Annotated in this window: 22 protein-coding genes; 21 read left to right on the forward strand and 1 reads right to left on the reverse strand. The window is 60.8% G+C overall.

Features of this window, described 5'->3' with window-relative positions; all coding sequences use genetic code 11:
- The first annotated feature begins 42 nt into the window (after positions 1 to 42).
- The 10 genes from ATE71_RS05730 (at position 43) to ATE71_RS05775 (ending at position 16136) form a co-directional block, all read left to right on the forward strand.
- Positions 43 to 1368 carry a tyrosine-type recombinase/integrase gene (locus ATE71_RS05730; RefSeq protein ID WP_081095415.1) on the forward strand — a complete coding sequence of 442 codons (1326 nt, stop codon included), beginning with the start codon at positions 43 to 45 and terminating at the stop codon, positions 1366 to 1368.
- A 504-nt stretch (positions 1369 to 1872) separates the two neighbouring features.
- Positions 1873 to 4416, forward strand: coding sequence for a TonB-dependent receptor (locus tag ATE71_RS05735; RefSeq protein WP_058802514.1), 2544 nt, complete (start codon positions 1873 to 1875; stop codon positions 4414 to 4416).
- A gap of 231 nt (positions 4417 to 4647) precedes the next feature.
- A complete protein-coding gene (locus tag ATE71_RS05740) occupies positions 4648 to 6072 on the forward strand; it encodes an aldehyde dehydrogenase family protein (RefSeq protein WP_157228455.1) in 1425 nt (474 codons plus the stop codon).
- 76 nt (positions 6073 to 6148) lie between these two features.
- A complete protein-coding gene (locus tag ATE71_RS05745; RefSeq protein ID WP_081096862.1) occupies positions 6149 to 7783 on the forward strand; it encodes a GMC family oxidoreductase in 1635 nt (544 codons plus the stop codon).
- A 129-nt stretch (positions 7784 to 7912) separates the two neighbouring features.
- The gene (locus ATE71_RS05750; RefSeq protein ID WP_026108915.1) at positions 7913 to 9457 is read left to right on the forward strand and encodes a class I adenylate-forming enzyme family protein; all 1545 of its coding nucleotides are present in this window, start codon (positions 7913 to 7915) and stop codon (positions 9455 to 9457) included.
- 66 nt (positions 9458 to 9523) lie between these two features.
- Complete coding sequence (locus ATE71_RS05755; RefSeq protein ID WP_011415062.1) at positions 9524 to 10318, forward strand: enoyl-CoA hydratase/isomerase family protein; 795 nt, start codon at positions 9524 to 9526, stop codon at positions 10316 to 10318.
- A gap of 43 nt (positions 10319 to 10361) precedes the next feature.
- Positions 10362 to 11600: a thiolase family protein gene (locus ATE71_RS05760; RefSeq protein WP_011415063.1), complete on the forward strand. Its 1239-nt coding sequence runs from the start codon at positions 10362 to 10364 to the stop codon at positions 11598 to 11600.
- A 37-nt stretch (positions 11601 to 11637) separates the two neighbouring features.
- Entirely contained in the window at positions 11638 to 12783 is a 1146-nt protein-coding gene (locus ATE71_RS05765) for an acyl-CoA dehydrogenase family protein (RefSeq protein ID WP_017499968.1), read from the forward strand.
- A gap of 105 nt (positions 12784 to 12888) precedes the next feature.
- The gene (locus tag ATE71_RS05770; protein ID WP_011415065.1) at positions 12889 to 13791 is read left to right on the forward strand and encodes an SDR family oxidoreductase; all 903 of its coding nucleotides are present in this window, start codon (positions 12889 to 12891) and stop codon (positions 13789 to 13791) included.
- Positions 13792 to 13988: 197 nt separating this feature from the next.
- Positions 13989 to 16136 carry a TonB-dependent receptor gene (locus ATE71_RS05775; protein WP_231728113.1) on the forward strand — a complete coding sequence of 716 codons (2148 nt, stop codon included), beginning with the start codon at positions 13989 to 13991 and terminating at the stop codon, positions 16134 to 16136.
- A 164-nt stretch (positions 16137 to 16300) separates the two neighbouring features.
- On the opposite strand, the gene ATE71_RS05780 is transcribed toward ATE71_RS05775, so the two are convergent.
- Positions 16301 to 17302 (reverse strand): LysR family transcriptional regulator, encoded by a 1002-nt coding sequence (locus tag ATE71_RS05780; RefSeq protein WP_017499965.1) that lies wholly within the window; start codon positions 17300 to 17302, stop codon positions 16301 to 16303.
- An 80-nt stretch (positions 17303 to 17382) separates the two neighbouring features.
- Between ATE71_RS05780 and ATE71_RS05785 the strand changes: the two genes are divergently transcribed.
- The 11 genes from ATE71_RS05785 to ATE71_RS05835 all read left to right on the forward strand — a co-directional run bounded on the left by ATE71_RS05785 (position 17383) and on the right by ATE71_RS05835 (position 25682).
- Positions 17383 to 18528, forward strand: a complete 1146-nt coding sequence (locus ATE71_RS05785; protein ID WP_026108913.1) for a CaiB/BaiF CoA transferase family protein — start codon at positions 17383 to 17385, stop codon at positions 18526 to 18528.
- Positions 18529 to 19015: 487 nt separating this feature from the next.
- Positions 19016 to 19342, forward strand: coding sequence for a helix-turn-helix domain-containing protein (locus ATE71_RS21615; RefSeq protein ID WP_017499963.1), 327 nt, complete (start codon positions 19016 to 19018; stop codon positions 19340 to 19342).
- Positions 19343 to 19428: 86 nt separating this feature from the next.
- Entirely contained in the window at positions 19429 to 20175 is a 747-nt protein-coding gene (locus ATE71_RS05795) for a LuxR family transcriptional regulator (protein WP_017499962.1), read from the forward strand.
- A 92-nt stretch (positions 20176 to 20267) separates the two neighbouring features.
- The gene (locus ATE71_RS05800; RefSeq protein WP_017499961.1) at positions 20268 to 20882 is read left to right on the forward strand and encodes an acyl-homoserine-lactone synthase; all 615 of its coding nucleotides are present in this window, start codon (positions 20268 to 20270) and stop codon (positions 20880 to 20882) included.
- Between the two features lie 5 nt (positions 20883 to 20887).
- Entirely contained in the window at positions 20888 to 21769 is an 882-nt protein-coding gene (locus tag ATE71_RS05805; protein ID WP_017499960.1) for a phytanoyl-CoA dioxygenase family protein, read from the forward strand.
- A gap of 30 nt (positions 21770 to 21799) precedes the next feature.
- Positions 21800 to 22111, forward strand: a complete 312-nt coding sequence (locus tag ATE71_RS05810; RefSeq protein ID WP_081095412.1) for a helix-turn-helix domain-containing protein — start codon at positions 21800 to 21802, stop codon at positions 22109 to 22111.
- A complete protein-coding gene (locus ATE71_RS05815) occupies positions 22104 to 22625 on the forward strand; it encodes a S26 family signal peptidase (RefSeq protein WP_017499958.1) in 522 nt (173 codons plus the stop codon). Before ATE71_RS05810 ends, ATE71_RS05815 begins: the two co-directional genes overlap by 8 nt.
- Positions 22613 to 23254: a lytic transglycosylase domain-containing protein gene (locus tag ATE71_RS05820; protein WP_017499957.1), complete on the forward strand. Its 642-nt coding sequence runs from the start codon at positions 22613 to 22615 to the stop codon at positions 23252 to 23254. The genes ATE71_RS05815 and ATE71_RS05820 overlap by 13 nt, the downstream gene beginning before the upstream one ends.
- 66 nt (positions 23255 to 23320) lie before the next feature.
- Positions 23321 to 23764 (forward strand): hypothetical protein, encoded by a 444-nt coding sequence (locus tag ATE71_RS05825; protein WP_136175471.1) that lies wholly within the window; start codon positions 23321 to 23323, stop codon positions 23762 to 23764.
- 515 nt (positions 23765 to 24279) lie between these two features.
- Entirely contained in the window at positions 24280 to 25251 is a 972-nt protein-coding gene (locus tag ATE71_RS05830) for an ArdC family protein (protein ID WP_017499955.1), read from the forward strand.
- The gene (locus ATE71_RS05835; RefSeq protein WP_017499954.1) at positions 25248 to 25682 is read left to right on the forward strand and encodes a DUF2958 domain-containing protein; all 435 of its coding nucleotides are present in this window, start codon (positions 25248 to 25250) and stop codon (positions 25680 to 25682) included. The genes ATE71_RS05830 and ATE71_RS05835 overlap by 4 nt, the downstream gene beginning before the upstream one ends.
- Positions 25683 to 25707: the final 25 nt, after the last annotated feature.

Genomic DNA, 25707 nt, shown 5'->3' on the forward strand with positions numbered 1-25707 from the left:
GGGGTATTTTTCGGCTGTCCCCAAAACAGGCGATACCCCCAGATGGCTTTGAAAGAACTTGAGGTCAAATACGCCACCAAGCGGCAGCGCCCCTACAAGCTGTCCGATGGAGAAGGCCTGCACCTGCTCGTCCAGCCGAACGGATCGAAGCTCTGGCGCCTGAAATACCGCTTCGACGGCAAGGAAAAACTGCTGAGCTTCGGCAAATATCCGACCGTCACGCTGGCGATCGCCCGCGAGAAGCGGACCGAAGCCAAGCGGCTGCTCGATCAGGGTGAGGACCCCGCCGAGGCCAGGAAGCGGGCGAAGAAGCAGAGGGCCGCGCTCAAGCTGTTCGAAGAGATTGCGCGGGCCTGGCACGCCAATCGTATTGAAGGGCTGGACTCGGCCCATGCCCTGCGCGTCATCAACCGGATGGAGCGCGACGTCTTTCCGGTCATCGGGAAGCGTCCGATCACGGAAATCGACCCGCCCGAGATTCTCGAGATGATCCGCGCGGTCGAAGCGCGCGGCGCCCTCGATATCGCCCGTCGCCTCAAGCAGAACGTCAGCCAGATCTATCGCTTCGCGATCGCGAGCGGCTGGGCGACCATCGATCCGACGCTCGGCCTCAACGATGCGCTCAAGCCCAAGCCGCCCGTCAGGCACATGGCGCGCGTGCCGCTCGCGGAGTTTCCGAAGCTGGTGCGAGCGATCTTCGCCTATGACGGCGAGGACACGCCGCGCCGCCGCGAGATCACCCGTGACGCGCTGCTGTTCACCTTGCTCACATGGGTCCGAACCAGCGAAACCCGCTTCGCGGCCAGGGACGAGTTCGAGGATCTCTATGGACCGAACCCGCTATGGCGTCTGTCGCCGGAGCGCATGAAGATGGAACGTGAGCATCTTGTTCCGCTGTCCCGCCAGGCCGCAATGATCGTTCAGCGCCGCTTGCAGGCGACGAACGATGCGTTCCTCTTTCCCGGAGCCAAGCCTGGAAAGTCTATTTCCGAGAACACCATGATCTATGCCTGTTATCGGATGGGGTATCTCCATCGGCAGACGGTACATGGGTTTAGGGGGCTCGGCTCGACCTGGGCGAACGAAGCCGAACGCTACAAGCCGGATTGGATCGAGATGGCGCTCGCTCACGAGGACGAGGATGAGGTGCGCGGCGCTTACAACAGTGCGCTCTATCTCACACCGCGAAGGCGGATGCTCCAAGACTGGGCCGACGTGATCGACGCGGCAACCGCAGTGTCGAATGTCGAGAAGAATCCTATCGAGTTCTCACAATTCATGCGCTGTTCCGCTCCCATCCAGCACCTGCCACCAAGCGACCAGAGACAGCCGTATTGGCAACGCCCCCTTCGGGCGGCTTCGCGATGAGCCTCAAAAGTCAGAGCCGCCGATTTAGAGGCGCGGTTTTCTGCCATAGTTGTTAGAAATATCAGCTACTTAGATGCATCCGCGAATAGTAGAATGAACTCCAAGAAACCGTATCTCACTACATCTCATCATAGCTGATTCCCCTTGCAACTCGACAAGGGAAACCGCCGGGACCGCCAATTACGCCGATACATCGTCTGGAAGGGCTCGATTGGGGCGAGCAGAACGCGCGCATCCGTCCCGATGGACGCGCTCAGCGTGACTAATTCAATGAAATATATGGGGTTATTTGCGTCGCCACGAAGCGTCAGCGGTGCAGGCTCATCAGTCCTTAATCAATGAGTGGGAGGAATAGTTCGCCAACAAATTGAATTGGACGATGAGCCCCAAGGCGCGGCAAATGGCGCCAAATCAAAAAATGCCGTGGGGAGGACAGTCATGGTCACAGCCTTTAGGACAAATTTGCTTTGTGCCACCGCGCTATCGATCGCGTGTGCGCTTGCAGTGCCGGCACATGCCCAGGACGCTGCATCGCAGGGCGAAAAGCCCGAGGCGCAGGAAGGTGGCCTTGAGACAATCGTCGTCACGGCGCAGAAGCGCGAACAGAATTTGCAGGATGTTCCAGCCGCCGTTTCCGCCATAGGCGGCGAGACGCTGCGCACGCGCGGCATCACGGAGACCTCAGACTTGATGGGCGCGATCCCCAGCCTGCAAGTCACCACTCCCTATGGTCGCACCCAACCGAATTTCTCGCTGCGCGGGATTTCAGTGGCGAACGAATTTTCCGCCTCCACTGCGTCGCCGGTTGGCGTCTATGTCGATGAAGTCTATCAGAGCTTCCGGGCGAGCCATGGCCTGCAACTCTATGACATCGACCGGGTCGAGGTACTGCGCGGACCGCAAGGAACACTCTACGGTCGCAACACCACGGGTGGCGCGATCAGCTTCTTCACGCGCAAGCCGGATCTGGGAGAGGCCAATGGCTATCTGACCGCCGGCTATGCCAATTACGACACTTTCACGGTGCAGGGCGCCGCTGAAGCGACGCTGGTTCCCGACATCTTGGGCGTCCGCGTCGCCGGTACTTTTGCAAAAGGGGATGGTTGGCAGCGCAATGTACTGCCTGGGAATGAGCGCGACCTAGGGACCACCGATACGATCGGCGGTCGCATCTCGATCCGCTTCCGGCCCGATCCCGATCTCGACATCAATTTGAAGCTCTATGCCGCGAAGGACGATCCATGGGGCACCGCGCCCTATGCAGGTGGTCAACTCGCGGGCGGGCAGGATGCGCTCGGCTATTCGCGTTACGATCCGCAACCTTTCCTAGGCGGGCGGTTGCTGCGTGACAATGAGGTCGCAGTTGATCGGGTAGGTAAGAACATCAGCAAGTCGAAAGGGATAGCCCTCAACATCAAATGGGATGTCAGCGACCAATTCTCCGTCACCTCGATTACCGGCTACGACACCGGCGACTATATCAACAATCCTGATGATTGCGATGGCGGCCCAGCCGATCTCTGCTCGATCGGCTACACGTCGACGAGCAAGAATTTCAACCAGGACCTGCGTTTCAGCTATTCGAACGACCGCCTCGATATCATTGCCGGCCTTTATTATGGCAGGGACAAGGTCAAGACGGTCAACTACCCGGACTTTTTCGGGGCGCTGAGGCCGCTGCTGCTTGGCGCCGGTCTTCCGGGCAGCTACAATAACGCCGCAATCGGAACGCCCGACGCGATCCGCTATATCCCAGCCTTTGCCGCCAATCCGGCGTTGGGGCCTGGCGATGCCGGATTCTGCGACGCGATCGAGATCAATCCCAACGGCTTCCTTGATGCACGCTCGCTGATTGCACTCCAGACCGACATCGCGATCAATAATACGGGCAATGGCGGCATGGGGGGTAGCTTTTCGGCGGGCTGCGCCGGGGCAGGCGCGCCTCCGTTCACCCCGATCCTCGGCGAACAGCGTTTTGACGTGTCGCGCCCCTCGAAGGCGATCTACGGCGACGTAACCTGGAAAACGACCGAGCGGCTGACCGTGGCGGTGGGTGCACGCTACACCCAGGATAAGGTCAATTACCTTAACGGCAGCACTTTCCTCTATGCGCTCGACGGTACGACGCCGGTTGTCAACCTGATCCCCTACAGCAATCCATACAACCCCAATCTCGCGCCGCTTGAGCAGCGCGAAAAGGCAAACAGGCTAACCGGCCGTATCAATGTCAGCTATGAGTTCGCCGATGATATCATGGGCTATCTCCAGTACAGTCGCGGTTACCGCAGCGGCAGCTTCAACGGGCTTGCCTATCAGGGCGTCAATCAAGTCTATTATATCCAGCCTGAAAAGGTGAATGCATATGAGGCGGGGCTCAAAACCCGGCTGTTCGATCGCCGCGTCCAACTTAACCTCGCGGGCTTCTACTACGAGTATTCGAATCACCAAGTAACGCAGGTGGTTGGCGCTACAACCTTCACGCGCAGCGCCAATGGTCGCCTGTTCGGTGGCGAGGCCGAACTCGCCTGGCAGGTGGCCGATACGTTGCGTTTCGATGCTTCGCTGGGCTATCTCAACAGCAAGTACAAAGGCAATGTGATCGATCCGGCAAACCCGGCAAGCCCGACATTGAACGTCAACGGCAATCCCTTCCCGAACGCGCCGGAGGTTACGTTCCAGGCCGGATTCGACTGGGATATGATCGATGACGGCACCAACAAGCTGACCTTGCGCGGTGATGCGTCCTACATGGGCAAGTACTATTTTGATCCGTTCAAGAATTATGGGCAGACACCGTGCGATACACCCCCAGCGGGATCGAACATAACGCTCGCGGGTAAGGCGATTACATGCGCAAATCCGGGCTACTGGCTCGCCAATGCGCGATTAACCTATGCGCACGACAATATGTCGGTTAGCTTGTGGGCGAAGAATCTGTTCGACAAATATTACTACACCTACGGCCTCAACCTCAACGTGTTCGGCTACGATTATCTGAACCGCGGCATGCCGCGCACTTATGGCGTCGAAGCGACAGTCAAGTTCTGATCGCTGCTGCGACGGGGGCGGCGGGCATCCTCTCCCGCCCGCTGCCCCCGATTTTTTCGACCTGACTTTCAGACCGAGGAGCATCCATGATACGTTCCACCGGCAACGGTCCCTCATTCATCGGCACGGCGTACAGAATCGAGCGCGCTGTGATCACTGAGATCGGCGCAGCTGAAAGCACCGCCCAGGCGAGCAGCGCCGAGCGGCCAGCGCGCCTCCGGACGATTTAACGTGGATGCGTCTCGGAACAGAACTGAGCTGGAACGAATTTTCGCGACCCAACGCGAAGGGACGCGTGAGCAGGTTTCGCGCAGCTACGAAGAACGCATGGACCTGCTCGGGCGCCTTGGCCGGATATTTGAGCAGCACAGAGACGAATTGGTCGATGCCGTTGCCGCCGATTTCGGCATTCGATCCCGCTACGAGACTATCCTGCTCGACCTGATGCTTGGCATATCGGAAATTAAATTTGCGCGCCGCAATCTGAAGACGTGGCTGAGGCCGCGGCGGGTGAAGACTGACATCTTCGGCCTTCCCGGTTCATCGCGCCTGGTCCCCCAGCCCCTAGGTGTGGTGGGCGTTCTCGGCACGTGGAACTATCCGCTCGGCACCATATTCGTTGGCGCGGCCGGTGCATTGGCGGCCGGCAACCGCGTGATCGCAAAGCCGAGCGAAGTTTCCGCCAACGCCGCCGAAGCCAGCGAGCGGCTTGTGCGCCGGTATTTCGCCGAAGAGGAATTCGCGATTGTCCAGGGCGGGCCCGACATGGCACAGGCGATGACGGCCCTACCTTTCGACCATATTCTCTTCACCGGTTCACCCGCGGTTGGCCGCAAAGTCTATGAAGCGGCGGCTGCCAACCTTACACCTGTTACTCTGGAACTTGGCGGCAAATGCCCTGCCATCGTGGGCAAGGGTGCATCGCTTGCACAAGTCTGTGAAAGCTTAGTGTTCGGCAAGCTGCTCAACGCCGGCCAGACCTGCATCGCCGCTGACTATGCCTTCGTCCATGTCGATCAGATGGAAAGCTTCGTCGCCGCACTCCGCGCTCAGGTTGCCAAATGCTACCCCAACGCGGCAAGCAACCCCGATTTCACCAGTATCATCAATGACCGACAGTTCGCGCGGCTCCAAGGTTTGCTCGATGATGCCGAAGCCAAGGGCGCGACGGTGCTCAACCTCTCGGACAACGGCGATGGAACGCTTCCTGAACGGCATCGGATCGTGCCGTTGGCGGTTCTCGACGTTACCGATGACATGGCGATGATGCAGGAGGAGATTTTCGGACCGATCCTGCCGATCATGCCATATCGCTCCGAAGACGAGCTCATTCGCTACGTAAACCGGCATGAGCGCCCGCTGGCGCTCTATTATTTTGGCGACGAAAGTGAGGAACGGCGCAAGATCATTTCCGAAACGCACGCTGGCGGCGTGACTCTCAACGGCACGGTCATGCACGTCTTCCAGCGCCGGCTGCCTTTCGGTGGCATCGGACAGAGCGGCATCGGTGCCTATACCGGCGTCGCCAGTTTCGAGCGCTTCACTCATTACAAGCCGGTGTTCTCTCAGCCGAAACTCAGCCTGCTTGGTCAACTTCTGCCACCCTATTCGAGCAAGACCGAAGGACTACTCAACATCTTCGAAAAGATCCTCTGACGTGGCTGCGGCGGTTGATGCTGGCATGTTGCATGACGCCGGGTCGCCAGCATGGGTCGAATGACAAGGGAAGCAAATGGCTGACTATGTAATTATTGGAGGTGGGTCGTCGGGCGGCGTTATCGCCAGCCGGTTGTCCGAGGACCCCGATGTCACCGTTTGCCTGCTCGAGGCAGGCGGCCCAGGCACCTCGCCGCTTGTGTCCACGCCCGGCGCTTTTGCGGCGCTGATCCAAGACTATCGGATCAATACGCTCAACTGGCGGTTCAACACCGACCCTTCAAAGGCGCTCAACGACCGCCGCCTCTACAATCCGCGCGGGAAGATGCTGGGTGGATCGAGCGGTATGAACGGGATGGTCTATATCCGCGGCGACCGGTCGGATTTCGACCACTGGGCCGAACTCGGCAACGACGGCTGGGGTTACAACGATGTCCTGTCCTATTTCCGCAAGGCTGAGAATAATGAGCGCGGTGAGGATGAGTTTCACGGCTCGTCGGGACCGCTTCACGTATCCAACGGCAAGCGCGAATTCGATGTCTATGATGCTTTCATCGAGGCGGCGACTGGACTGGACCATCAAGCCAATCCGGACTTCAATGGTGCCAGCCAGGAAGGTGTCGGCATCTATCAGTTTACCGTGAAGGACGGGAAGCGCGCCAGCGTGAAGGCGTGTTACCTTGATCCGGTGATGGGCAGGCGCGGCAACCTCCGCGTCGAAGTACATGCCCGCGTCCATCGTATCAGGTTTGAGGGCAACCGCGCGGTGGCAGTCGAGTATTCCCAGGACGGGCAGTTGAAGACGATCCCGTGCGAAAAGGAAGTCATTGTCAGCGCCGGCGCCTATAATTCGCCCCAACTGTTGATGCTTTCCGGTATCGGACCGCGTGATGAGTTGGAGAAGCATGGAATCGAAGTGATTCATGATATTCCCGGTGTCGGCCAGAATCTTCACGACCATCCTGACCTGATGCTGAGCTTCCAGTCGAAGAAGCGGCTCGGGATCGCACTCAATGTCGTTGGCGCGCTCAAGACCGTGCGAGACCTATTCCAGTATCTCACGCAAAGGAAAAGCTGGCTGGCATCGCCGCCCACGGCTGCAGGCGGTTTCTTGCGATCCGCGCCGGGGCAGAACCGGGCGGACTGCCAGGTCCATGTCGTGCCGCTCGCCTATCGCGACCATGCGCGCGACTACAAGCTGATGACGAAATGGGGCTATACGATCATTCTCAATATTGGGCGCCCAAAGAGCCGCGGCTGGGTTGCCTTACATGACTCAAACCCCGAATCCGATCCCAAGATGGACCTCAATCTCTTGAGTCATCCCGACGACCTCAAGACGTTGCGCAATGCCTTCCGTGTCGTGCAGGAGATCCTGCATTCGGATCGCATGAAGGCGATGATGAAACGGCCTCTCTATCCTGACCGCTACCTTGAAACTGATGAAGAGATCGACGCCTATATCCGGGCAGAAGCCAATCATGCTTATCATCCGGTGGGAACATGCAAGATGGGCACCGACGAGATGGCGGTGGTCGACAACCGCCTGCGCGTTCACGGCCTCGCAAATATCCGCGTGGCCGATGCCTCGATCATGCCATCAGTCGTCAACGGCAACACCAATGCAACCTGCATCATGATCGGCGAGAAAGCCGCCGACATGATCCGGCACGATAATATGAGCAGCAAGAATAGCATCGCAGAATATTGAATTGGACGATTGGATCAATGCTGCAGACACAGATGCTTACGAAAAGAAGTCCGGAGAGGCCTATCGCATGTCAGTTTATTATGTGTCGACTGCGCCATTGTGGGCGAGCGCCTTAGAGGAGCGCGGCTGATGGACGTCCGTACGCAAATACGTCGCGCCGCACGTTATTTCGCCCAGCAAGAGGCTCTCGTTCACGGCCACAGGCGGTTGACTTTCTCGGAAGCCTGGTTGCGCGGCGTGAAGCTCGCAAATGCTCTTGCGGAGTGCGGCCTTCAACCGGGTGACCGGATTGCTACGCTGGAGAAGAACTCCATCGAGGCCGCCGACATCATACTGGCGGCTGCCATTGGAAACTATACGCGTGTTCCTCTCTATGCGCGCAACCGATGTGAAGCGCACGCCCATATGATCGCGAGTACCGGATCTCGGTTGGCGCTGGTCGATGAGGCATTGGCTTCGGAGTTGGCGGGGCTGGATGCCCAAGCTCCGACGCTTGAGCGGATCATTATCCGCGATCACAACTATGAGAATTGGTTGGCGACAGCCTCGGACCGGGATCCTGATCCCGTCGTCGCGCCGGAGGACTATTGTGTCATCCGCCACACCGGCGGCACGACGGGCAAACCCAAGGGCGTTGCCTATCGGCACCGTTCATGGATGACGATCTCCGCCGCATTTTTCAGCATCGGCCCCCAAGTGGCCCCAGGGGATGCCATTCTGCATGTCGGCCCGTTGTCCCATGCATCGGGCTTCCTGTTCGTGCCGGCCTGGTATTGCGGCGCCCGCAACGTGATGATGGACGGCTTCGATCCAGCGTCCTTTCTTGACACTCTCGAGCAGGAACGGATCAGCCATGCCTTTGTAGCCCCCACCATGCTCAATGCCATAGTGCATCACGACGGGGCATATGGCCGCCACTTTCCGAATTTGAAGTTTCTGCTGAGTGCTTCAGCGCCGATCTCCGAGCCGACGCTTCGCAAGTCGTGCCAGATATTCGGGAATCATGTTCTTCATTCGGGCTATGGACAGACCGAAATCCTGCCCATCGCGTCTATGGGGCCCAACGAGTGGTTCGGCGAATTTGAAGGTTCTGCCCCAATTCGGGCGGTCGGACGTCCCATGAGTGGCGCCGATATCGAAATCCGTAACGAGGACGGAAAGGTGCTGGGACCAAACGAGCCCGGCGAGATCGTCGCACGGTTCGAAAATGGCCAGATGGAGGAATTCTGGAACGATCCGGAGGAAACCGCCCGGCGCATGGAAGATGGCTGGGTCAAAACCGGCGATGTCGGCATGATCGACACAAACGGATTTTTGTATCTGCTCGATCGCAACAACGACATGATCGTGTCAGGCGGCTTCAATATCTATCCCACCGAAATCGAAAACGTAATTGCCGACCATCCCGGTGTACTCGAGGTCGCGGTCTTTGGCGTGCCCCATGAAAAATGGGGTGAAACGCCGCTTGCAATGGTGCGTGTCAAGCCCGGAGCACAAATCACGGAGACCGAGATAATAGATTTGGTGCGCCAGCGTCTGGGCTCCGCAAAAAAGCCAAGCAAGGTCGTTTTTACCGCCGAGCCACTGCCGTTGAGCAATGTCGGAAAGGTGCTTCGTTCAAAGCTTCGAGAGCCCTATTGGGCGGGCCAGGACCGGCGCATTTCGGGGGCATGACCGACGCAGCCATCCTAGCCACATCCTCTATTCCGGTGACCGCCTGCCGGCGCGCGGGAGACTGCAATGGACTATGAATACATCCTGGTTGAGCAACGCGGCCCAGCGCTTTGGGTGACCCTCAACCGGCCGGCAGCGTTGAACAGTCTGTCGTTGGCTTTGGCCGAGGAACTCGCCGCAGCGATCGAGGCAGCGGAAGCAGATGCGACGGTGCGCGCTTGCATTCTTACCGGCGCCGGACGGGCGTTTTGCGCTGGCGCGGATCTGCTCGCAATTGGCGATGGAACAGGCGGACAAACTCTCGCCGAACGCTTAAATCTGTTTCTGCCGCCGCTCGGTCAGGCTTTTAACAGGATCGAGACGTCGCGCCTTCCGATAATTGCGGCGGTCAACGGCCTTACGCTCGCCGGCGGCTTGGAACTGGTGTTGTGCTGTGATCTCGTCATTGCCGCGCACCCGGCCAGATTTGGCGACGCCCATGCAAATTACGGCCTGTTGCCCGGCGGTGGAGGGTCGGTTCGACTCCCTAGGAAGATCGGCGAAGCGCGTGCGAAACATCTGATGATGACCGGCGGGACCATCTCGGCTGCCGAGATGAAGGAAGCCGGACTCGTGACCCAACTGGTTGCTCCCGAGGATCTCATTGCGGCAGCGCAAGCGCTGGTAGAATCTCTTGCAGAAAAGAGCCGGCCAGGGCTCGCCTACATGAAGCAGCTAGTCCGCGCTGCGCAGGATAGCTCGCTCGAAGTCGGGCTGCGTCAGGAACTCGAAACCATGGCTGCTTACGCCTTGTCCAACGACATTGTCGAAGGACTGGCGGCATTCCGGGAGAAGCGGAAGCCCGATTTTTCCGACCGGTGAGACCTGATCGGATGCGGAACACATTGGAAGAATGGATCAACGAATGACCGACATATTCGTCATGGGGGTTGGGATGACCCCGTTCGGAAAACAGTTCGACAAGAGCCTGAAAATGCTCTGCGCCGAAGCTTCGTCGCAGGCCTTTTCCGACGCAGGATGCACCGCCGGCGATGTCGAAGCCATCTTCTTCGGCAATTGCGTCCAGGGGCATATGGAGGGCCAGGACATGATCCGCGGCGAAATCGTGGCGCGAGCGATGGGCATCTCAAGCGTTCCCGTGGTGAATGTCGAAAACGCATGTGCGACGGCTTCCACGGCCTTGCACATGGCCGCCGCCTATGTTCGATCGGGGGCAGCGGATGTCGTACTCGCGCTCGGCGCGGAGAAGATGTACTCGCCCGACAAGGCGCTCATGTTCAGTGCATTCGATGGCGCTTGGGACGTGCATGAAACCGAGTCGGGCCGCGCGCAGCTGCTGGCCATGGGCAATGGCGTCGATGTTCCGGAAGGAACGACATCGAGTCAGCCTTACAGCGTTTTCATGGATGTATACGCCGCGATGGCACGCGCGCACATGAAGACCTACGGCTCGACGCAAGCGCAAATCGCGGCCGTCTCGGCGAAAAATCACATGCATTCGACGCGCAATCTGCTTGCCCAGTATCGCCTCCCATATACCGTCGAAAGTGTACTCGCTGCGCCTCCGATCGTTTACCCGTTCACACTGCCGATGTGCTCCCCGATCAGCGACGGCGCCGCCGCTGCGATCATCTGCAGCGAAGCCGGTCGGCGCAAACTGTCGGCAGCCCCGGACAGGGCGCTAAGAATCCTGGCGTCTGTGCTGCAAACCGGCGCCGCGCGCGATCCCTTTGATTATGACCACCATGTCAGCCGCCTTGCGGCGAACCGGGCCTATGCGATGGCCGGCGTGGGGCCAGAAGATATTGGCGTCGCGGAGGTGCATGACGCCACGGCGGTTGGCGAGATCATTGAAATCGAGGCGCTCGGCCTGACGCCGCCTGGCGAGGGCGGACTCGCGGCAGAGCGCGGTGAGACGGCGCTGGGTGGGCGTATTCCGGTAAACACGTCGGGCGGGCTTGAATGCAAGGGACATCCGATCGGCGCCACCGGGCTCGGCCAAATCTACGAGCTTGCGCTGCAATTGCGCGGCGAGGCGGAAGATCGACAGGTTCCGAATGCCCGGTTCGCGATCGCGCAGAACGGCGGAGGTGTCATCGGGGTGGAAGAGGCGGTGGTCGCCGTCACGATCCTGGGCCGGTAGTTGTCAGAGCGCGCCTAGGGAAACACGGGGTCACGATATGAACTTTGAGCTGTCCGATGAACAACGCATGGCGGTGGAAACCGTCCGCCGCTTTCTCGACAACAAGCTTGAGCCGGAAATCCGCCGGCATGGGGAGCGATTCATCCCCAAACCGCTCATGAAGGAATGGACTCAAGCACTGACCGGCTATGGCCATATTACCGCACCGCATCAGGAGCAATGGGGCGGGCTTGATATGGGATGGCTCACTCATCTGCTCATTTTCGAGGAGATCGCCTATTCCTCGCTCGATGTGGCCATACCCGGCTTCATCAACGCGGTTGGCGCAGAACTCATCCGCCGCTTCGCCCCGGAGACGATCAAGCAACGCTATCTTGCCGACCTCGTCGCGGCCGAGAAGTTCGTTTCGCTCGGCATCTCGGAGCCCGATGTCGGCTCGGACGTCGCCGCCATCAAGACACGCGCCGTACGAGACGGCGATTTCTGGGTCATCAATGGCGAAAAGACCTGGATCACCAACGGAGCCTACTCGGACATCTTCATCTGTACGTGCAAGACTGGCGAAAATGAAGTCACTCACATCCTGGTCGATCGTGACGAGAGTGAGTATGAGGTGCGCGATATCCAGAAGATGGCGCTCAACGGCCAATCGACTGCACAGATATTCCTGTCCGATTGCCGCGTACCGGTGGCAAACACGATCGGCCGGGTCGGCGATGGATTGCGCAATACGTTGCAAGTGTTCGAGATTGCCCGCTGCCATATGGCGATGTGGAGTATCGGCATCGCACGGCGAGCAATGGATGAGGCGATCGCGTACGCTCGCGATCGCGCGCAGCATGGCAAGAAGATCGCCGGCCATCAGCTGATCGCCGACAAGATCGCCATCATGGCGACCAAGATCGACGCAGCCCGTCTGTTGACGCACCGGGCAATATCCCTCGTCCAGGCGGGCACGCGCGCAGAGACGGAATGCTCGATGGCCAAGTGGTACGCCACCGAAATGGCGATCGAAGCGACGCGCGATGCGCTTCAGATCCATGGCGGCAACGGCGTCACCCGCGAATTCATCGTTGAGCGGCTGGTGCGTGAGGCGATCATTTGCCCCATCCCCGATGGCACGACGGAGATTCAAAAGCTTGTTGTTTCGCGCGCCCTGACCGGCATTCAAGCCTTTCGGTAAGGCTCAGACGAAAACGACAGCGTCGACGGAAATGGAGCCGCGTGCCTGACTCGCACAGGATCAAATGCGCAGATGCGTCGCTCAGGTAAAAGAGGCAGACAAGCGATGGACGAAGAGCTTCGTTTCGATGGCAGGGTAGTGGTTGTGACCGGAGCCGGAGGCGGACTTGGGCGCCAGTACGCGCTGATGTTTGGCGGGCGCGGAGCCAAGGTGGTGGTGAATGATCTGGGTGGCGACGAGAAAGGGAGCGGCAGCTGCTCCACAGCCGCTGACAATGTGGTCGACGAAATTCGAGCCACGGGCGGTCAGGCGGTGGCAAATTATGCGTCGGTCGAGGAGGGCGCGCTGATCATCCAAGCCGCGGTTGACAACTTCGGAACCGTTGACGTCGTCATCAACAATGCCGGCATCCTGCGCGATGTGAGCTTCCACAAAATGACCGACGAAGACTGGACACTGCTTCAGCGGGTCCATCTGAATGGGACGCGGGCAGTGACGCAGGCAGCATGGCCGATACTGCGCGACAAGGGCTATGGCCGCATCGTCATGACCACGTCTGCAGCCGCAATCTACGGCAACTTCGGTCAGGCCAACTATGCCGCAGCCAAGCTCGGAATATTGGGGCTTGCGAACGCGCTGGCGGAGGAGGGGCGGTCCAGAAACATCCAGGTTAATACGATCGCCCCAATCGCCGCATCGCGTATGACCGCGACTGCCTTTCCACAAGAGTTTCTCGCCAATCTCAGAGCGGAAGCGATCAGTCCATTGGTCGGTTGGCTTGCGCACGAGAATTGCAGCGAAACCAAAGGGCTTTTTGAAGTTGGAGCCGGCTATATCGCCAAGCTTAGGTGGGAGCGCGCGCTTGGGCACGCCTTCGGAGCGGACAGGGCGTTCACGCTCGATGATGTCGCCCGGCACTGGGGTAGAATTGTCGACTTCACGGATGCCGAGCACCCGCTCGGGCTGAATGACAGCCTTGAGGCGGTAGAACGGGCGCTGAGAGCGTAATCAACCCGATGAATTACCATGATATTTTTGAGCGGCCGTCGGGCTGCCGATGGCGTCGTGCTGCCGCCAGATATCGATGAGCAGCAGGAATAGTTCTGCAGCGAATTGAATTGGACGACGGCCCTCAAATGCCGCCAAACGGCATGAACTACACAATATCTCCTGGGAAGAGAGGATCAGCCATGAGAGGATGTCTATTGGCTTCTGCCGCGTTGTTGTGCTCGGGAACAGCATTTGCCCAGGAAGCAACGCCCTGGGCGAACGACCAAACCGGGAGCGCCACGGAAGCGCTGGCTGAGGACATTGTCGTTACCGCCACCAAAAAGGGCTATGGCGAAAGCGTGCAGAAAGTACCGATGGCGGTCACGGCTTTTGGTGAAGCGCAGCTGGATGCCAAGTTCGTCCAGAATCTTCAAAGTCTGAGCTACGACGTTCCCAACGTCCAGCTCGAGGATGTGGGTACGGCACCGGGCTATGCCAATTTCACTATCCGGGGCCTCGGCATCAACAGCACGATCCCATCGATCGACCCCACCGTAGGCGTTTTCACTGACGGTATTTACCTCGGCATCAACGCTGGTGTCGTGCTGGACAACTTCGACCTTGAGGGGATCGAAGTTCTGCGTGGACCGCAAGGCTTGCTTTTCGGTCGCAACGTTACCGGCGGTGCCGTGGTTGTGCGGACCACGCGGCCCAGCTTCGATTTTGGAGCCAAAGCCAAGCTATCCATTGAAACGGGACTGAAAAAGACCGTAAGCGGCACGGTTACCGGACCTATCGTCGATGACGTTTTGGCTGCCAAATTGGCCGTCTACTACAGCGACGACAATGGCTGGTTTCGCAACCGCTTCGACAATCGCAGCTTCGGTAAATCACATGACCTTATCATTCGCCCGGCACTTTCGCTCAAGGGTGGCGACCGCTTCCGAATGGATCTCCGCTATGAGCATGGCGATGTCGAAAGCGATGGAGCCCCTGTCCAGAGTCACGCGCTGTTTCCCCGCGACAGCTTCAGGTTTTCGATCAATTTCCCAGGTTTCTATGATGCCAAATGGGACCAGGCGATCGTGGAAACCAACATCGATGTTGGTCTGGGCGAAGGCGTCTTCACCAACATCGCTGGCTATCGGAAATTCCGATCCTCCGCGGGCGCTGATATCGATGGAACACCACAGTCCTTCTTTCATGCCTTTTTCGAAATCGACCAGGATCAACTCAGCGACGAACTTCGTTATGCCGGAAGGTTCGGTGACGTCGAATTGACAACCGGTCTATACTATTTTTCCCAGGATCTTCGTTACGCCGAGCTGCGGAATCTTTTGGGCGGTGCTCGGATCGTTTCCGGTGGGGGTACGCAAGACCAGACAACATGGGGCATTTTTGCTTCGACCGACTGGCATTTCACCGATACGCTGACCTTGAATCTCGGCGCGCGGTATAGTTGGGAACGCAAAGCCGTTCGGGTCTCGGCCTTACGCGCAAATGGTTGCAATCTAGACACGCTGATCTGTGCAACCAATTTCGCCGACGCGGCAAAATGGCGAGGGTTTACGCCGAAAATCGGCCTTCAGTGGAAGCCGGATGACGACACGCAGATTTATGGCCTTTACACGCGCGGGTTCCGCAGCGGCGGATATAATTTGCGCAACACCGATCCCGCTGTGCCGCCGGGGCCATTCAATCAAGAGACCCAGGACAGTTTCGAACTCGGCGCCAAGAAGCAATTCGGGCGCCACCGGATCAACCTGGCGGCCTTCTACAATCGCATGAAGGACCTGCAGCGCGAGATCAACCTGCCCGGACCGCTTGGCCTCAGCCAGGTCATACGGAACACCGCCGACGCCACAATCAAAGGCGTCGAGGCCGAGGGGCAGTTTTTTCTTTTGTCCAACCTCGTGATTTCGGGTCAGCTCGGCTACGTGAATGGCCAGTATCGCAACGTCCAGTTCGACCTCAGCGGTGATGGCGTCATCAACGATGTGGATCGTGCGCTCAAATTGCCAAGGCTGTCGCCATGGACCTATGGCGTGGGGCTGACTTATGATCAGCAGCTTGGCGAATTGGGGACAGCAACGGCGCGTGTCAGCTTCACGCATCGCGACAAGGCGGCATTCACCGACAACAACGTCGGCTTCCTTCAGGGCGCCGATATGCTCGATGCGAGCCTCACATTGGCGACCGACAACAAGCACTGGCGCTTCTCCATCTATGGCCGAAACCTCCTGAATGAGGTGACGATTGGCGGCGATACACCTTTGCCGGCGGCCTTCGGGGGCACGGGTGCAAGCCTTTCACCGCTAAACAGGGGGCGCGTCATCGGCGGAGAAGTGGCGATTAGCTTCTAGGCCATTTTCGAGGCGAGTGGAATCACCCGCCAACTCGGAAAATGCCCAAGATCAATTTGCTAGAGCATTTCCTGCCGGAAAGCCGGTTCCCACTTCTGCGCGAAATGCTCTAGCTGATCGCGACGGATGCAGCGGATTTCCGATCGCACCCCGCCCCCTTGCCGTTAATCCGATGATGCGGTGCGCCATGCCTGACGAACAAGGCTGACGAGCGCACGGCCAGCCGGTTTTACCTGCCAGCGGCTACGCACAGCATAACAAAGCGTCAATGGATCGAATAAACCGATTCCCTCCAAGGCCACGAAATTGGCGCGAAACCATGAGTTCTCGGTGAACTGTTTTGCAACCATCCCGATAGCATCGGATGTGGCAACGATCCGTCGAACCAATTGAAAATAGTCTGTCATGTGGATCCAGTCAGCGGGACGCTTACCGCTTTTTTCGTACATCTGCTGAATGATCGATGTGTAGGGTTCGGAAGATGAGGGCACTACGAATTCGAACTGGACCAGCGGCTCCTTGCTGGTCGGGTTTATCCCCAGAATGGGATGATTGTTCCGCACAAAAGGCAGTATTTCGATCGAGGCGACCCGCTCGCACTTGAATTCCGGCCAGCGTGCAAAGGCCGCTTCAAGTCCAAAGGCGACATCGATATCGCCGCGCGACAGGAGTCGCACGCCCCTTTCGCTGTTGCCCGAAACGACTTCGACGCGCACTGCCGGATGGCGCCGCAGCAAAGAAACCAGAGGTTGGGTGAGCAACCAGTCGATTGACCCTGGGAACAGTCCGATTCGAAGCGGGCCCGCATAGGCGTCGGCGCGGCGGGCTGTATCTCCGAGTAGTTCAGCTGCGTCGGCAAGCAAGCGCGCTGCGCGATCAATAAATTCGCGTCCCTCCTCTGTCGGCATCGCGCCCCGTGAGGTCCGATGGAAAAGGGAATAGCCAAGATGCCGTTCGAGTTCAGCGACACTCTTGGTCACCGCCGACTGCGTGACACCAACCGCATCCGCTGCCCTGGAGAAGGAACGAAGCTGACCAACCGCGACGGCATGCTTGAGGCGAGAATCGAGCATGGACATGCCCCACAGGAATAATTGCTCCAGAGAATGAATTAGGCGAATCAAGGTCATTTTGCCAATCTTACTTTCGACACTGCCGCCCAGCACGACTGCAACCCGTCTCGAAATCTGGAGCGGCGAAACGGCCTGGATCAAAGCGCCAAGGTCTCAGACGCAGGTATGCCTGAATGACGAAAACTGGTCCGCTTGCAGGCCTCAAAATACTCGAAATTGCGGGCATCGGCCCGGCGCCGTTTTGCGGAATGCTGTTGGCCGACCTTGGCGCCGATGTCGTCGTCATTGAACGCGTAAGCCCTAACTCCGAAAATATCGATCTTGGCAGCGGCGCCATTGTGAACCGCGGGAAACGTGTAATTGCCTTGGATCTGAAGTCCCCCGAAGGCGTCGCGCATGTCCTGGATCTCGTCCAAAGGGGCGATGTACTGATCGAAGGCATGCGGCCTGGGGTGATGGAGAGGCTCGGCCTTGGTCCCGAGGTTTGCCTAGCGCGTAACCCCCGCCTTGTATTCGGTCGCATGACGGGTTGGGGGCAGCAGGGACCTCTCGCCCAAGCGGCCGGCCATGACATCAACTATATCGCGCTGTCAGGAGCCCTTTGGTATGCTGGGCATCCCGGTGAACCGCCAATGGCGCCGCCAAGCCTGGTAGGCGATATTGGGGGTGGAGCGCTCTATTTGGCCATCGGCGTCCTCGCAGCGGCAATGCACGCGCGGGATACCGGGAATGGGCAAGTGGTTGACGCCGCGATCGTCGATGGGAGCGCTCACATGATGAACTTGCTCCTGAGCCTGAAGGCCGCCGGCCAGGTTGCCAGCATACGCGGCTGCAGCATCCTTGACGGCCCTCACTGGTACTCGACCTATCGGTGCGCCGACGGGAATTTCATCTCAGTCGGATCACTCGAGCCCAAGTTCTATGCGCTGCTTTGCAAAAAGCTGGGGTTGGCCGGCGATAGCAGTTTTGACGACGGCTATGATCGTGATGCCTGGCCCGAGCTCAAGCAGCGTTTTAGCGAGATATTCGCCATGCGGACACGGGAAGAATGGCGCACACTGCTGGAAGGCAGCGATGCCTGCTTTGCCCCCGTGCTTGATCCGGACGAAGCGGCGCGCCATCCTCATATGGCAGCGCGAGGCGTCTATCGGGAGATCGACAATATCCTCCAGGCAATGCCGGCGCCACGTTTTTCGGGCTCGTCACTACCGATCCCCGGACCGATCCCGCTGCATCATGAAGATCCGAGTACAATTCGGCGGGGCTGGAGCAAACCGGACCGCTGCGGGATTACCGCCAGAACCGACTGTTGCGAGTAGTCGGTTGGCATGGTGGGCGGCCAGCGGCCCGACACGAACGGTGATTTCATAACTATGAACCAATGCGACGCTCCGCTTCGCTGCGCTGCATTCAAATCAAAGGAGACAACGACACACAGGCACGTCAAACTATCCGATGATTCCTGTACGCCACGCCGGAACGGCGATTGCGGACGTGTCCACGGGACGTTGTTCGCATCGTGATTCGCTCGGCGCTTGAAATCAATGCTCGCCCCGGATGTGACGACGCCGATGGGATTTCCACTGCGGCGTCCACGGCCAATGTCCTGGCGTGAGGGCTTCGGTCATCGACCGATTCGACCGTCCGAATGCGGTCTTTTGGCGCGCCTGAGAATCCGCATCAGAGTTGAGTGCGCGTTGTTCGGGAATCTCATTTAAATATTTGTAAAAACGTAATAATATAGATAATAACTCCAACCTGTATCCAGTGTGGAGTAATGGTCGCAGGGCGTGAACTTACGCCCTTATGGATGCGTCGAAGTCCTTCAGTTTGAATCTCAGGAAATTGCGGCTTGCGATGCGCATCACGCAAGAAGCGCTCGCCCATGATGCGGGCACGAGCAGCTCTTATCTGAGTGCGATCGAAAATGGCCGGTCGAGCCCGACGCTGAAAGCAATGGAGCGGCTCGCGAAGGCACTCGGCGTTAATGCCGTCTATCTCTTGTCCGGCCGGATATCGATCTCGATCGTTTCGGACGACGAACTGGAAATCGGCGCGATACTGGCGCGCCCGGCGGTGACGCTCCGGCGCCATCCGCACAAGCCGACGGGGCGGCCGAGCAAGACCAAGTAAATCATCGGGGGCTGCACGCGCGTGGGCTGGAACCACGCGCCCGATAGACGCGCCCGCAACGCGCGCGTCGAAAGGAGTGCCCCTCGGTGCCGTTTCGCGACCTCGATGCCTATATTAAGCAGGCCAGGCGCGCGAACAGTGATCGCGAGCTGTTCAGTTGCAGCGAGGCCGCCGCACGCCAGCTCGGCCTCCCATGGCTCGCGATCGTCCAGAGCATGGCCTTCTTTCAGCCCGGTGGGCGATATTTCCGCATGGACAATTTCCAGAGCTGGGGCGACGTTTTCGTCGCCGAAGGCTATTACCGCGACGATCCCGCCTTGCTCGCGGCGCGCTCGACAAGCCGGGCGTTCTGCTGGCACGAAATGGAGCGACTGCTGGGCGGCTTCACGCGGCGACAGGCGCGCATCGTGCGCGAAGCCGCGCGTCATGGCCTGCGCAACGGCCTCACCGTTCCGATTGGCGTCGCCGGCGAGCCGCCCGGATGCTGTACGTTCGCAACGCGCGACGGGCAATTGCCGCCATCGCATATCTGCCGGATCGCGACGCTGATGGCGAGCGAGGCGTTTACCGAGGCGCGGCGCTTGCACGGCTTTCCGGCGCGCCCGCTGAAATTACCCCATCTCAGCCCAAAGCGGCTCGAATGCTTTCGCTTGGCGGCGATGGGCAAGAGCGACGTCGAGATCGGGATCATGATGAACATCGCCCCGACGACAGTGCGCACCTACATGCGTGACCTGCGCGAACATTTCGGAATCTATTCCCGCGCGCAGCTCCCGGCGATCGCGCTCGCCTGCGGAATCGTCTGCATCGAGGAGATCGTCCCGCGGTTCTGAGCGGGATCGCCGCATCCTCAATATTGACGACTGTTTGAGCCCTTCATCTCTGCTCCCTTCGCGACTGTTCAATTTGAACGGGAGCTACTGCCATGATCCATATTGTCAAAGGGTGCTCGCTTACCGATGCGCGCGCCGCCTCGATGTTCGAGGACCGCAAGACCCTGTTCGTCGATCTGCTGGGCTGGGATGTTCCGGTCGTCGGCGGCCGCTATGAAATCGACAGCTATGACGGCGACAAGGCGGTCTATCTGATCGCCACCGACGATGGCTGCATTCACCAGGGGTCGATGCGGCTGCTATCGACAGAGGGCGCACATCTTCTCGCCGATCGTTTCGCGTCGCTCTGCGAGTGCGATGCGCCCCGGGGGGAGCAGGTTCGCGAGATTACGCGACTTTGCCTGCCGCAACGATTGGGCGCCCCCGGACGCCTGCGTGTCCGCAACCGGCTCATCTCGGCGATGGTCGATCATGCGCTCGGCAGCGGAATCACCATGCTAACCGGCGTCGTGACCGCTGCTTTTCGCGAGGAGGTTTTGGCGATGGGCTGGCGCGCAGCGCCGCTCGGCCCCGCGCGCCGCATCGATGGCGCGTTCCTTGGAGCGTTCCGCATCGAGATCTGCGCCGGTACGCCTGCGCTGCTGGCGTCGAACGGCATCTATGTACCGGGTGCGATCACTCCCGATGCGGCGGCAAGAGCCGCGTGAAGGGAATGGCGATGCACGACCCCGCCCGCCTCGCCGCGATGCTGCTCGCCGACGGTTATGTCATTGTCGATAACGCCGTGCCGACCGAGCTAATCACCGCGCTCGAAGCCGAACTCGCACCGCGCTTCGTCGCCACGCCCTTTTGCGAAGGCGGATTCTACGGAGCCCGCACCAAGCGCTTTGGCGCGTTGTTGCGGCGTTCACGGCATATCGCCGGCCTTGTGCTGCACCCGATCATCCGCGGTATCGCCGAAACGGTGCTCGGGGAATGGTGCGATCGTATCGTTCTCAACCTCACCCAGGCGATCGAAATCCATCCCGGCGCGCTCGCGCAGGTGCCGCACCGCGACCAGGATCTCTGGGGCGGCGTCAAGACCGGGATGCACTATCAGATCAACGTCATCTGGCCGATCGATCCGTTCACGCTGGAGAGTGGCGCGACGCTGGTCTGGCCGGGCAGCCATCACGATGCGGCATCGCAACCGGGCGATGCACGTCCGGTCGCCGCCGAAATGCCACCCGGCTCCGCGCTGCTGTTCCTCGGATCGATCCTGCATGGTGCCGGCGCTAACCAGTCCGATCATGTGCGCCGCGCGGTCATCACCTCCTATTGCCTCGGATGGCTGCGGACGTTCGAGAATCAGTATCTCGTCTATCCGCCCGCCATCGCTCGAGCGTTCGATCCCGATCTGGCCGCGCTCATCGGCTATGCCCAGCATCGCCCCAATCTCGGCAATGTCGAAGGCCAGTGCCCGTCCGTGCTGCTTCACCGGGACGATATCGACGGCCTCCCTGCGATCGACGCGCTGCTCCCCGGCCAGGCCGACATGCTGGATGCCTATGTCGCCGAACAGGAAGCCGCGCGTGCGGGCCTGATCGGCGGGTAACGCGGGTTCGTCGGACCGGGCGCTGCACTCATGACACACGATCCAAACCCCGAAGCAGGCGGCGGCGCGCGAACACGGATCGAGGCGGATTCATCCGCTGTGGACGGTGGAGCCACGGCGTCGTCGGCCGCGGAGCGCGCTCGGCGGGCACGCGAGCATTGCCCGTTTCTGACAACCAAGCAGGCCGCGTTCCATCTCGGTCTCGCGGGGGACACGCTCAAGAAGATGCGCCGGGAGCGGCGCGGCCCGCCGTGCCGAAAGCATGGCACCGTCTGGCGCTACCATATCGACGATATCGAGGCCTGGTCGCGCGCGAACATGCGGGAGGGAGGCAATGGCTAGGCTGCTACCCTCCCGTCTGCCGGCTAAACCCACCGCGCTGATCGGTCTCGGCGCGGCCGCGCTGGCGACCACGATCGCGCTGCCGCCAACGCCGTGGCTGGTCTGGAACGCATCGGCCAGCGCGCCGATCGGTCTCTATGCCGTCAGCGGACGGCAGGACATCGCATCGGGCGACATGGTGCTGGTCCGGGTGCCCGACCGCTGGCGCCGGCTCGCCGCCGAGCGGCGCTACATTCCGATCAATATCCCGCTGGTCAAGCGCGTCGCGGCCGCGCCCGGCGATCGCGTCTGTGCGCGCGGGCGGGAGATCTATGTCAACGGCCACCCGGTGGCCGAACGCCGCGAAGCCGATGGCCGCGACCGTCCGATGCCGTGGTGGAATGGCTGCGTGATGTTGCGTTCGGGCGCATTGTTCCTGCTGATGGACAGCCCGGATTCGTTCGATGGGCGTTATTTCGGACCGACATCGCGCGGCGACGTCATCGGCGAGGTGCGACTGCTGTGGCTGGGCTGAGGGTCGCCATCACCGCCCTGGCGCTGCTGGCGGCGGCACCGGCTGACGCGCAGTCGGTCGTTCACTGGCGGCCCTATATCGAGGCAGCCTCGGCGCGTTTCGGCGTGCCGGTAGAATGGATCGAGCGCGTCATGCGCGCCGAGAGCGGCGGGCGCACGGTGCTGGACGGGCGCCCGATTACCAGCCACGCCGGCGCGATGGGACTGATGCAGCTCATGCCCGGCACCTGGTCCGAAATGCGCGCGCGGCTCGGGCTCGGACGTGATCCCCATAGCCCGCGCGACAACATATTGGCGGGGACGCTCTATCTTCGTCTGATGTATGACCGCTTCGGTTATCCCGGACTGTTCGCAGCCTATAACGCGGGACCGGCACGCTATGCCGAGCACGTGCGGACCGGCCGCGCGCTGCCCGGTGAGACCCGCGCCTATCTCGCGAGCGTCGCCGGAGTGCCCGTCAATTCCCGGTCGGCTGTCACGGCCGCCAGTGCAACGCCGCGTACCGTCAATGCCATCTTCTTCGCGATCGGCGACCGGCCCCCTGCCGGCCGGAGCGAAGCCGGTGCGGCCACGCTGTTCGTCGCGCTGCGATCGACGTCGCCCGAGAAGAACGCGCCAGACCGCCCATAGTGCGAGCCGATCGGGGCTTCATGCCGAATCGTGTTTCTGCTATGTTCCGAGCCTATGGAGTTGGTCGTGATGTTGCTCGGTCTGATCCTGTCCGCCACCGGCATCGTCCTCTTCGCCTGGGCGATGTTCCGGCTCGCCGTCTTCGCACTCCCGGTCGGGCTCGGTGCGGCCGCATTTCTGTGGGCGGGGGGTGGCGAACTGGGGCCGTTGCTCGGTCTGCTTCTCGGCCTCGTCGTCGGCGTCGCGGTCTTGCTGATCGGACGCATGCTCATCGCGTCGCGGTTGCCCGTTCCGCTTCGCGGAGCGATCGCGCTTCTCTTCGCCGTGCCCGCCGGGATCGCCGGCGGCAGTGTCGTCTCCAGCCTGATGCAGCTCGGCGGTGCGGGGCCGACCGCGACCGGCATCGCCGCGGCGGTCGGCGCGATCATCATCGCCGGTGCCGCCATGATGAGCCTGTTGCCCGCGATGACCGCTTGCACCGGTTCGAACGGATCCCCGCTGCACGGTTGATCTGTTGGGGCCAGTGGGCCGAGTGCTCGCTCCTCGTGTCACCGCGCGCATGGCGACCACGACGAGAGTGCTTCAAGACGGCAGGGTCTGACCTGACGCATCCGGGTTTTCAGGCGCCTCGCGCCTGCGGCGCGACCGCCGCTCTATTCCGCTAGGCTCACATCCGTTCGCCAAGCTCCACCGGGCCACGCTTCGCGCGTCCCGGCCAAAGGTGACGATCGGACTGGCGGGATGCCGGAGCCTTGCTCCGGCCTGTCGTCGCCGCGCCTGACCGGCGCGGCGGCATTTTTCGTTGGGCCTTCCCCTCGTCGCGCGGGTGGGCGGCGCTCCCTTCTGGGCCCGGCCCGGCGTCCCGCAAGCCGGCCTTCGACTGCGCTCGGGTCCGGCTCCTCCATTGCATTTCGGCCCTGCGGGTGCGGACCGCCTCCTGGCCGCGCCCGGCAGGTCGCAATTCGCCGCCCACCCCCGCTCCGGGGGAGGCCCTGGGGTTTTTGGGGCGGCATTGGAGGATAGCCATGCACCAGACCGGCAGCCAACGCGCGCGCGCAGAGGGCAGCAAACGCCAGCCCCCGGCGGAGCGCGCCAATCTTTACGACGAGGTGACGGGCCGCATTGTTTCCGAACTTGAGGCGGGCCGCTTCCCTTGGGTCCAGCCTTGGGGCCGCCCCAATGGTCAAGGCTTCTCCGCCGCCCCCGGCCTCCCGCGCAACGGGCTCACCAGCCGCAATTACAGCGGCGTCAATGTCCTGATCCTGTGGGGAGCAGTGATCGAGAACGGCTATCCGTCGCAATCGTGGCTGACCTTCCGCCAAGCCTTGGAGGCGGGCGGCAATGTCAGGAAAGGCGAGCGCGGGACAAGGGTTGTCTATGCCGACCGCTTCACCCCCGAAGCCGAGAAGGAACGCGCGCGCCAGACCGGCGGCGAAGCCCGCGCGGTGCCGTTCCTCAAACGCTTCACCGTGTTCAACGTCGCACAGTGCGAAGGCTTGCGCCCCGGCCTTGCCACCGACCCCGCACCGCTTCCCGAACGCCAAGTCGTGCCGATCGCCGAAGCGGTCATTGCGGCATCGGGCGTCGATTTCCGCATCGGTGGGGACAAGGCCTACTATGTCCCGAGCGCCGACTATGTGCAGGTGCCCCCGCAACCGGCCTTCCACGAACAGATCAATTTCTACCGGACGGCGCTGCACGAACTCTGTCATGCCAGCGGCCACCCGTCGCGCCTCAATCGCAATCTGCGCAATGCGTTCGGCAGCAAGGACTATGCGCGCGAAGAATTGATCGCCGAGATGGGATCGGCCTTCCTTTGCGCCGCGCTCGGCATCGTGCCGACCGTTCGTCACGCCGATTATCTGGCATCATGGCTCGACGTGCTGCGCGAGGACAATCGCGCGATCTTTCGCGCGGCCAGTCAGGCGAGCAAGGCCGCCGATTGGCTGCTTGCCCGCTACGCCGAGACGCAGGACGAAGGGAGGGAAGCGGCATGATTACGCTCCCCCATGCGATCCTTTCGGCGCTGCGCGCGAATGCGCGCGCCAGCCGCCTCCACGAGCAGCGCGACGAACGGTTCGACCCGTTCCCGGTGGTCAAATTCTTCAATCCGGTCGGCGCGGCGACGTGGATCGCCACCGAGCTTTACGACGATGGAGACACGCTGTTCGGCCTCGCCGACTTGGGGTTCGGATGCCCGGAAATGGGCGTGTTCTCGCTTACCGAGATTGCGGGCGTCCGCTTGCCCTTCGGCCTGTTCATCGAGCGCGACGAGCATTTCGAGCCGCTGGCCCCGCTTTCGCTATGGTCCGATACCGCGCGGCGCATGGGTGCAATCGTTCTGGCCGAAGCCGAACTTCGCCGCATCACCGATAGCCGGAACGGCAACGAGCTTCCGCCGCCTCTTGATGATCGAGGGGCCGGATGACGCGCGGCGCGTTTCGCCGCATTGA

This window comes from Sphingopyxis sp. H115 (assembly GCF_001468465.1).
GTDB lineage: Bacteria > Pseudomonadota > Alphaproteobacteria > Sphingomonadales > Sphingomonadaceae > Sphingopyxis.

Excerpts from the sequence above, each read along its gene's own strand:
- ATE71_RS05730 (WP_081095415.1), top strand. The coding sequence starts at position 43 with ATGGCTTTGAAAGAACTTGAGGTCAAATACGCCACCAAGCGGCAGCGC.
- ATE71_RS05745 (WP_081096862.1), top strand. The coding sequence starts at position 6,149 with ATGGCTGACTATGTAATTATTGGAGGTGGGTCGTCGGGCGGCGTTATC.
- ATE71_RS05750 (WP_026108915.1), top strand. The coding sequence starts at position 7,913 with ATGGACGTCCGTACGCAAATACGTCGCGCCGCACGTTATTTCGCCCAG.
- ATE71_RS05755 (WP_011415062.1), top strand. The coding sequence starts at position 9,524 with ATGGACTATGAATACATCCTGGTTGAGCAACGCGGCCCAGCGCTTTGG.
- ATE71_RS05760 (WP_011415063.1), top strand. The coding sequence starts at position 10,362 with ATGACCGACATATTCGTCATGGGGGTTGGGATGACCCCGTTCGGAAAA.
- ATE71_RS05765 (WP_017499968.1), top strand. The coding sequence starts at position 11,638 with ATGAACTTTGAGCTGTCCGATGAACAACGCATGGCGGTGGAAACCGTC.
- ATE71_RS05770 (WP_011415065.1), top strand. The coding sequence starts at position 12,889 with ATGGACGAAGAGCTTCGTTTCGATGGCAGGGTAGTGGTTGTGACCGGA.
- ATE71_RS05785 (WP_026108913.1), top strand. The coding sequence starts at position 17,383 with ATGACGAAAACTGGTCCGCTTGCAGGCCTCAAAATACTCGAAATTGCG.
- ATE71_RS21615 (WP_017499963.1), top strand. The coding sequence starts at position 19,016 with ATGGATGCGTCGAAGTCCTTCAGTTTGAATCTCAGGAAATTGCGGCTT.
- ATE71_RS05800 (WP_017499961.1), top strand. The coding sequence starts at position 20,268 with ATGATCCATATTGTCAAAGGGTGCTCGCTTACCGATGCGCGCGCCGCC.
- ATE71_RS05805 (WP_017499960.1), top strand. The coding sequence starts at position 20,888 with ATGGCGATGCACGACCCCGCCCGCCTCGCCGCGATGCTGCTCGCCGAC.
- ATE71_RS05810 (WP_081095412.1), top strand. The coding sequence starts at position 21,800 with ATGACACACGATCCAAACCCCGAAGCAGGCGGCGGCGCGCGAACACGG.
- ATE71_RS05815 (WP_017499958.1), top strand. The coding sequence starts at position 22,104 with ATGGCTAGGCTGCTACCCTCCCGTCTGCCGGCTAAACCCACCGCGCTG.
- ATE71_RS05830 (WP_017499955.1), top strand. The coding sequence starts at position 24,280 with ATGCACCAGACCGGCAGCCAACGCGCGCGCGCAGAGGGCAGCAAACGC.
- ATE71_RS05835 (WP_017499954.1), top strand. The coding sequence starts at position 25,248 with ATGATTACGCTCCCCCATGCGATCCTTTCGGCGCTGCGCGCGAATGCG.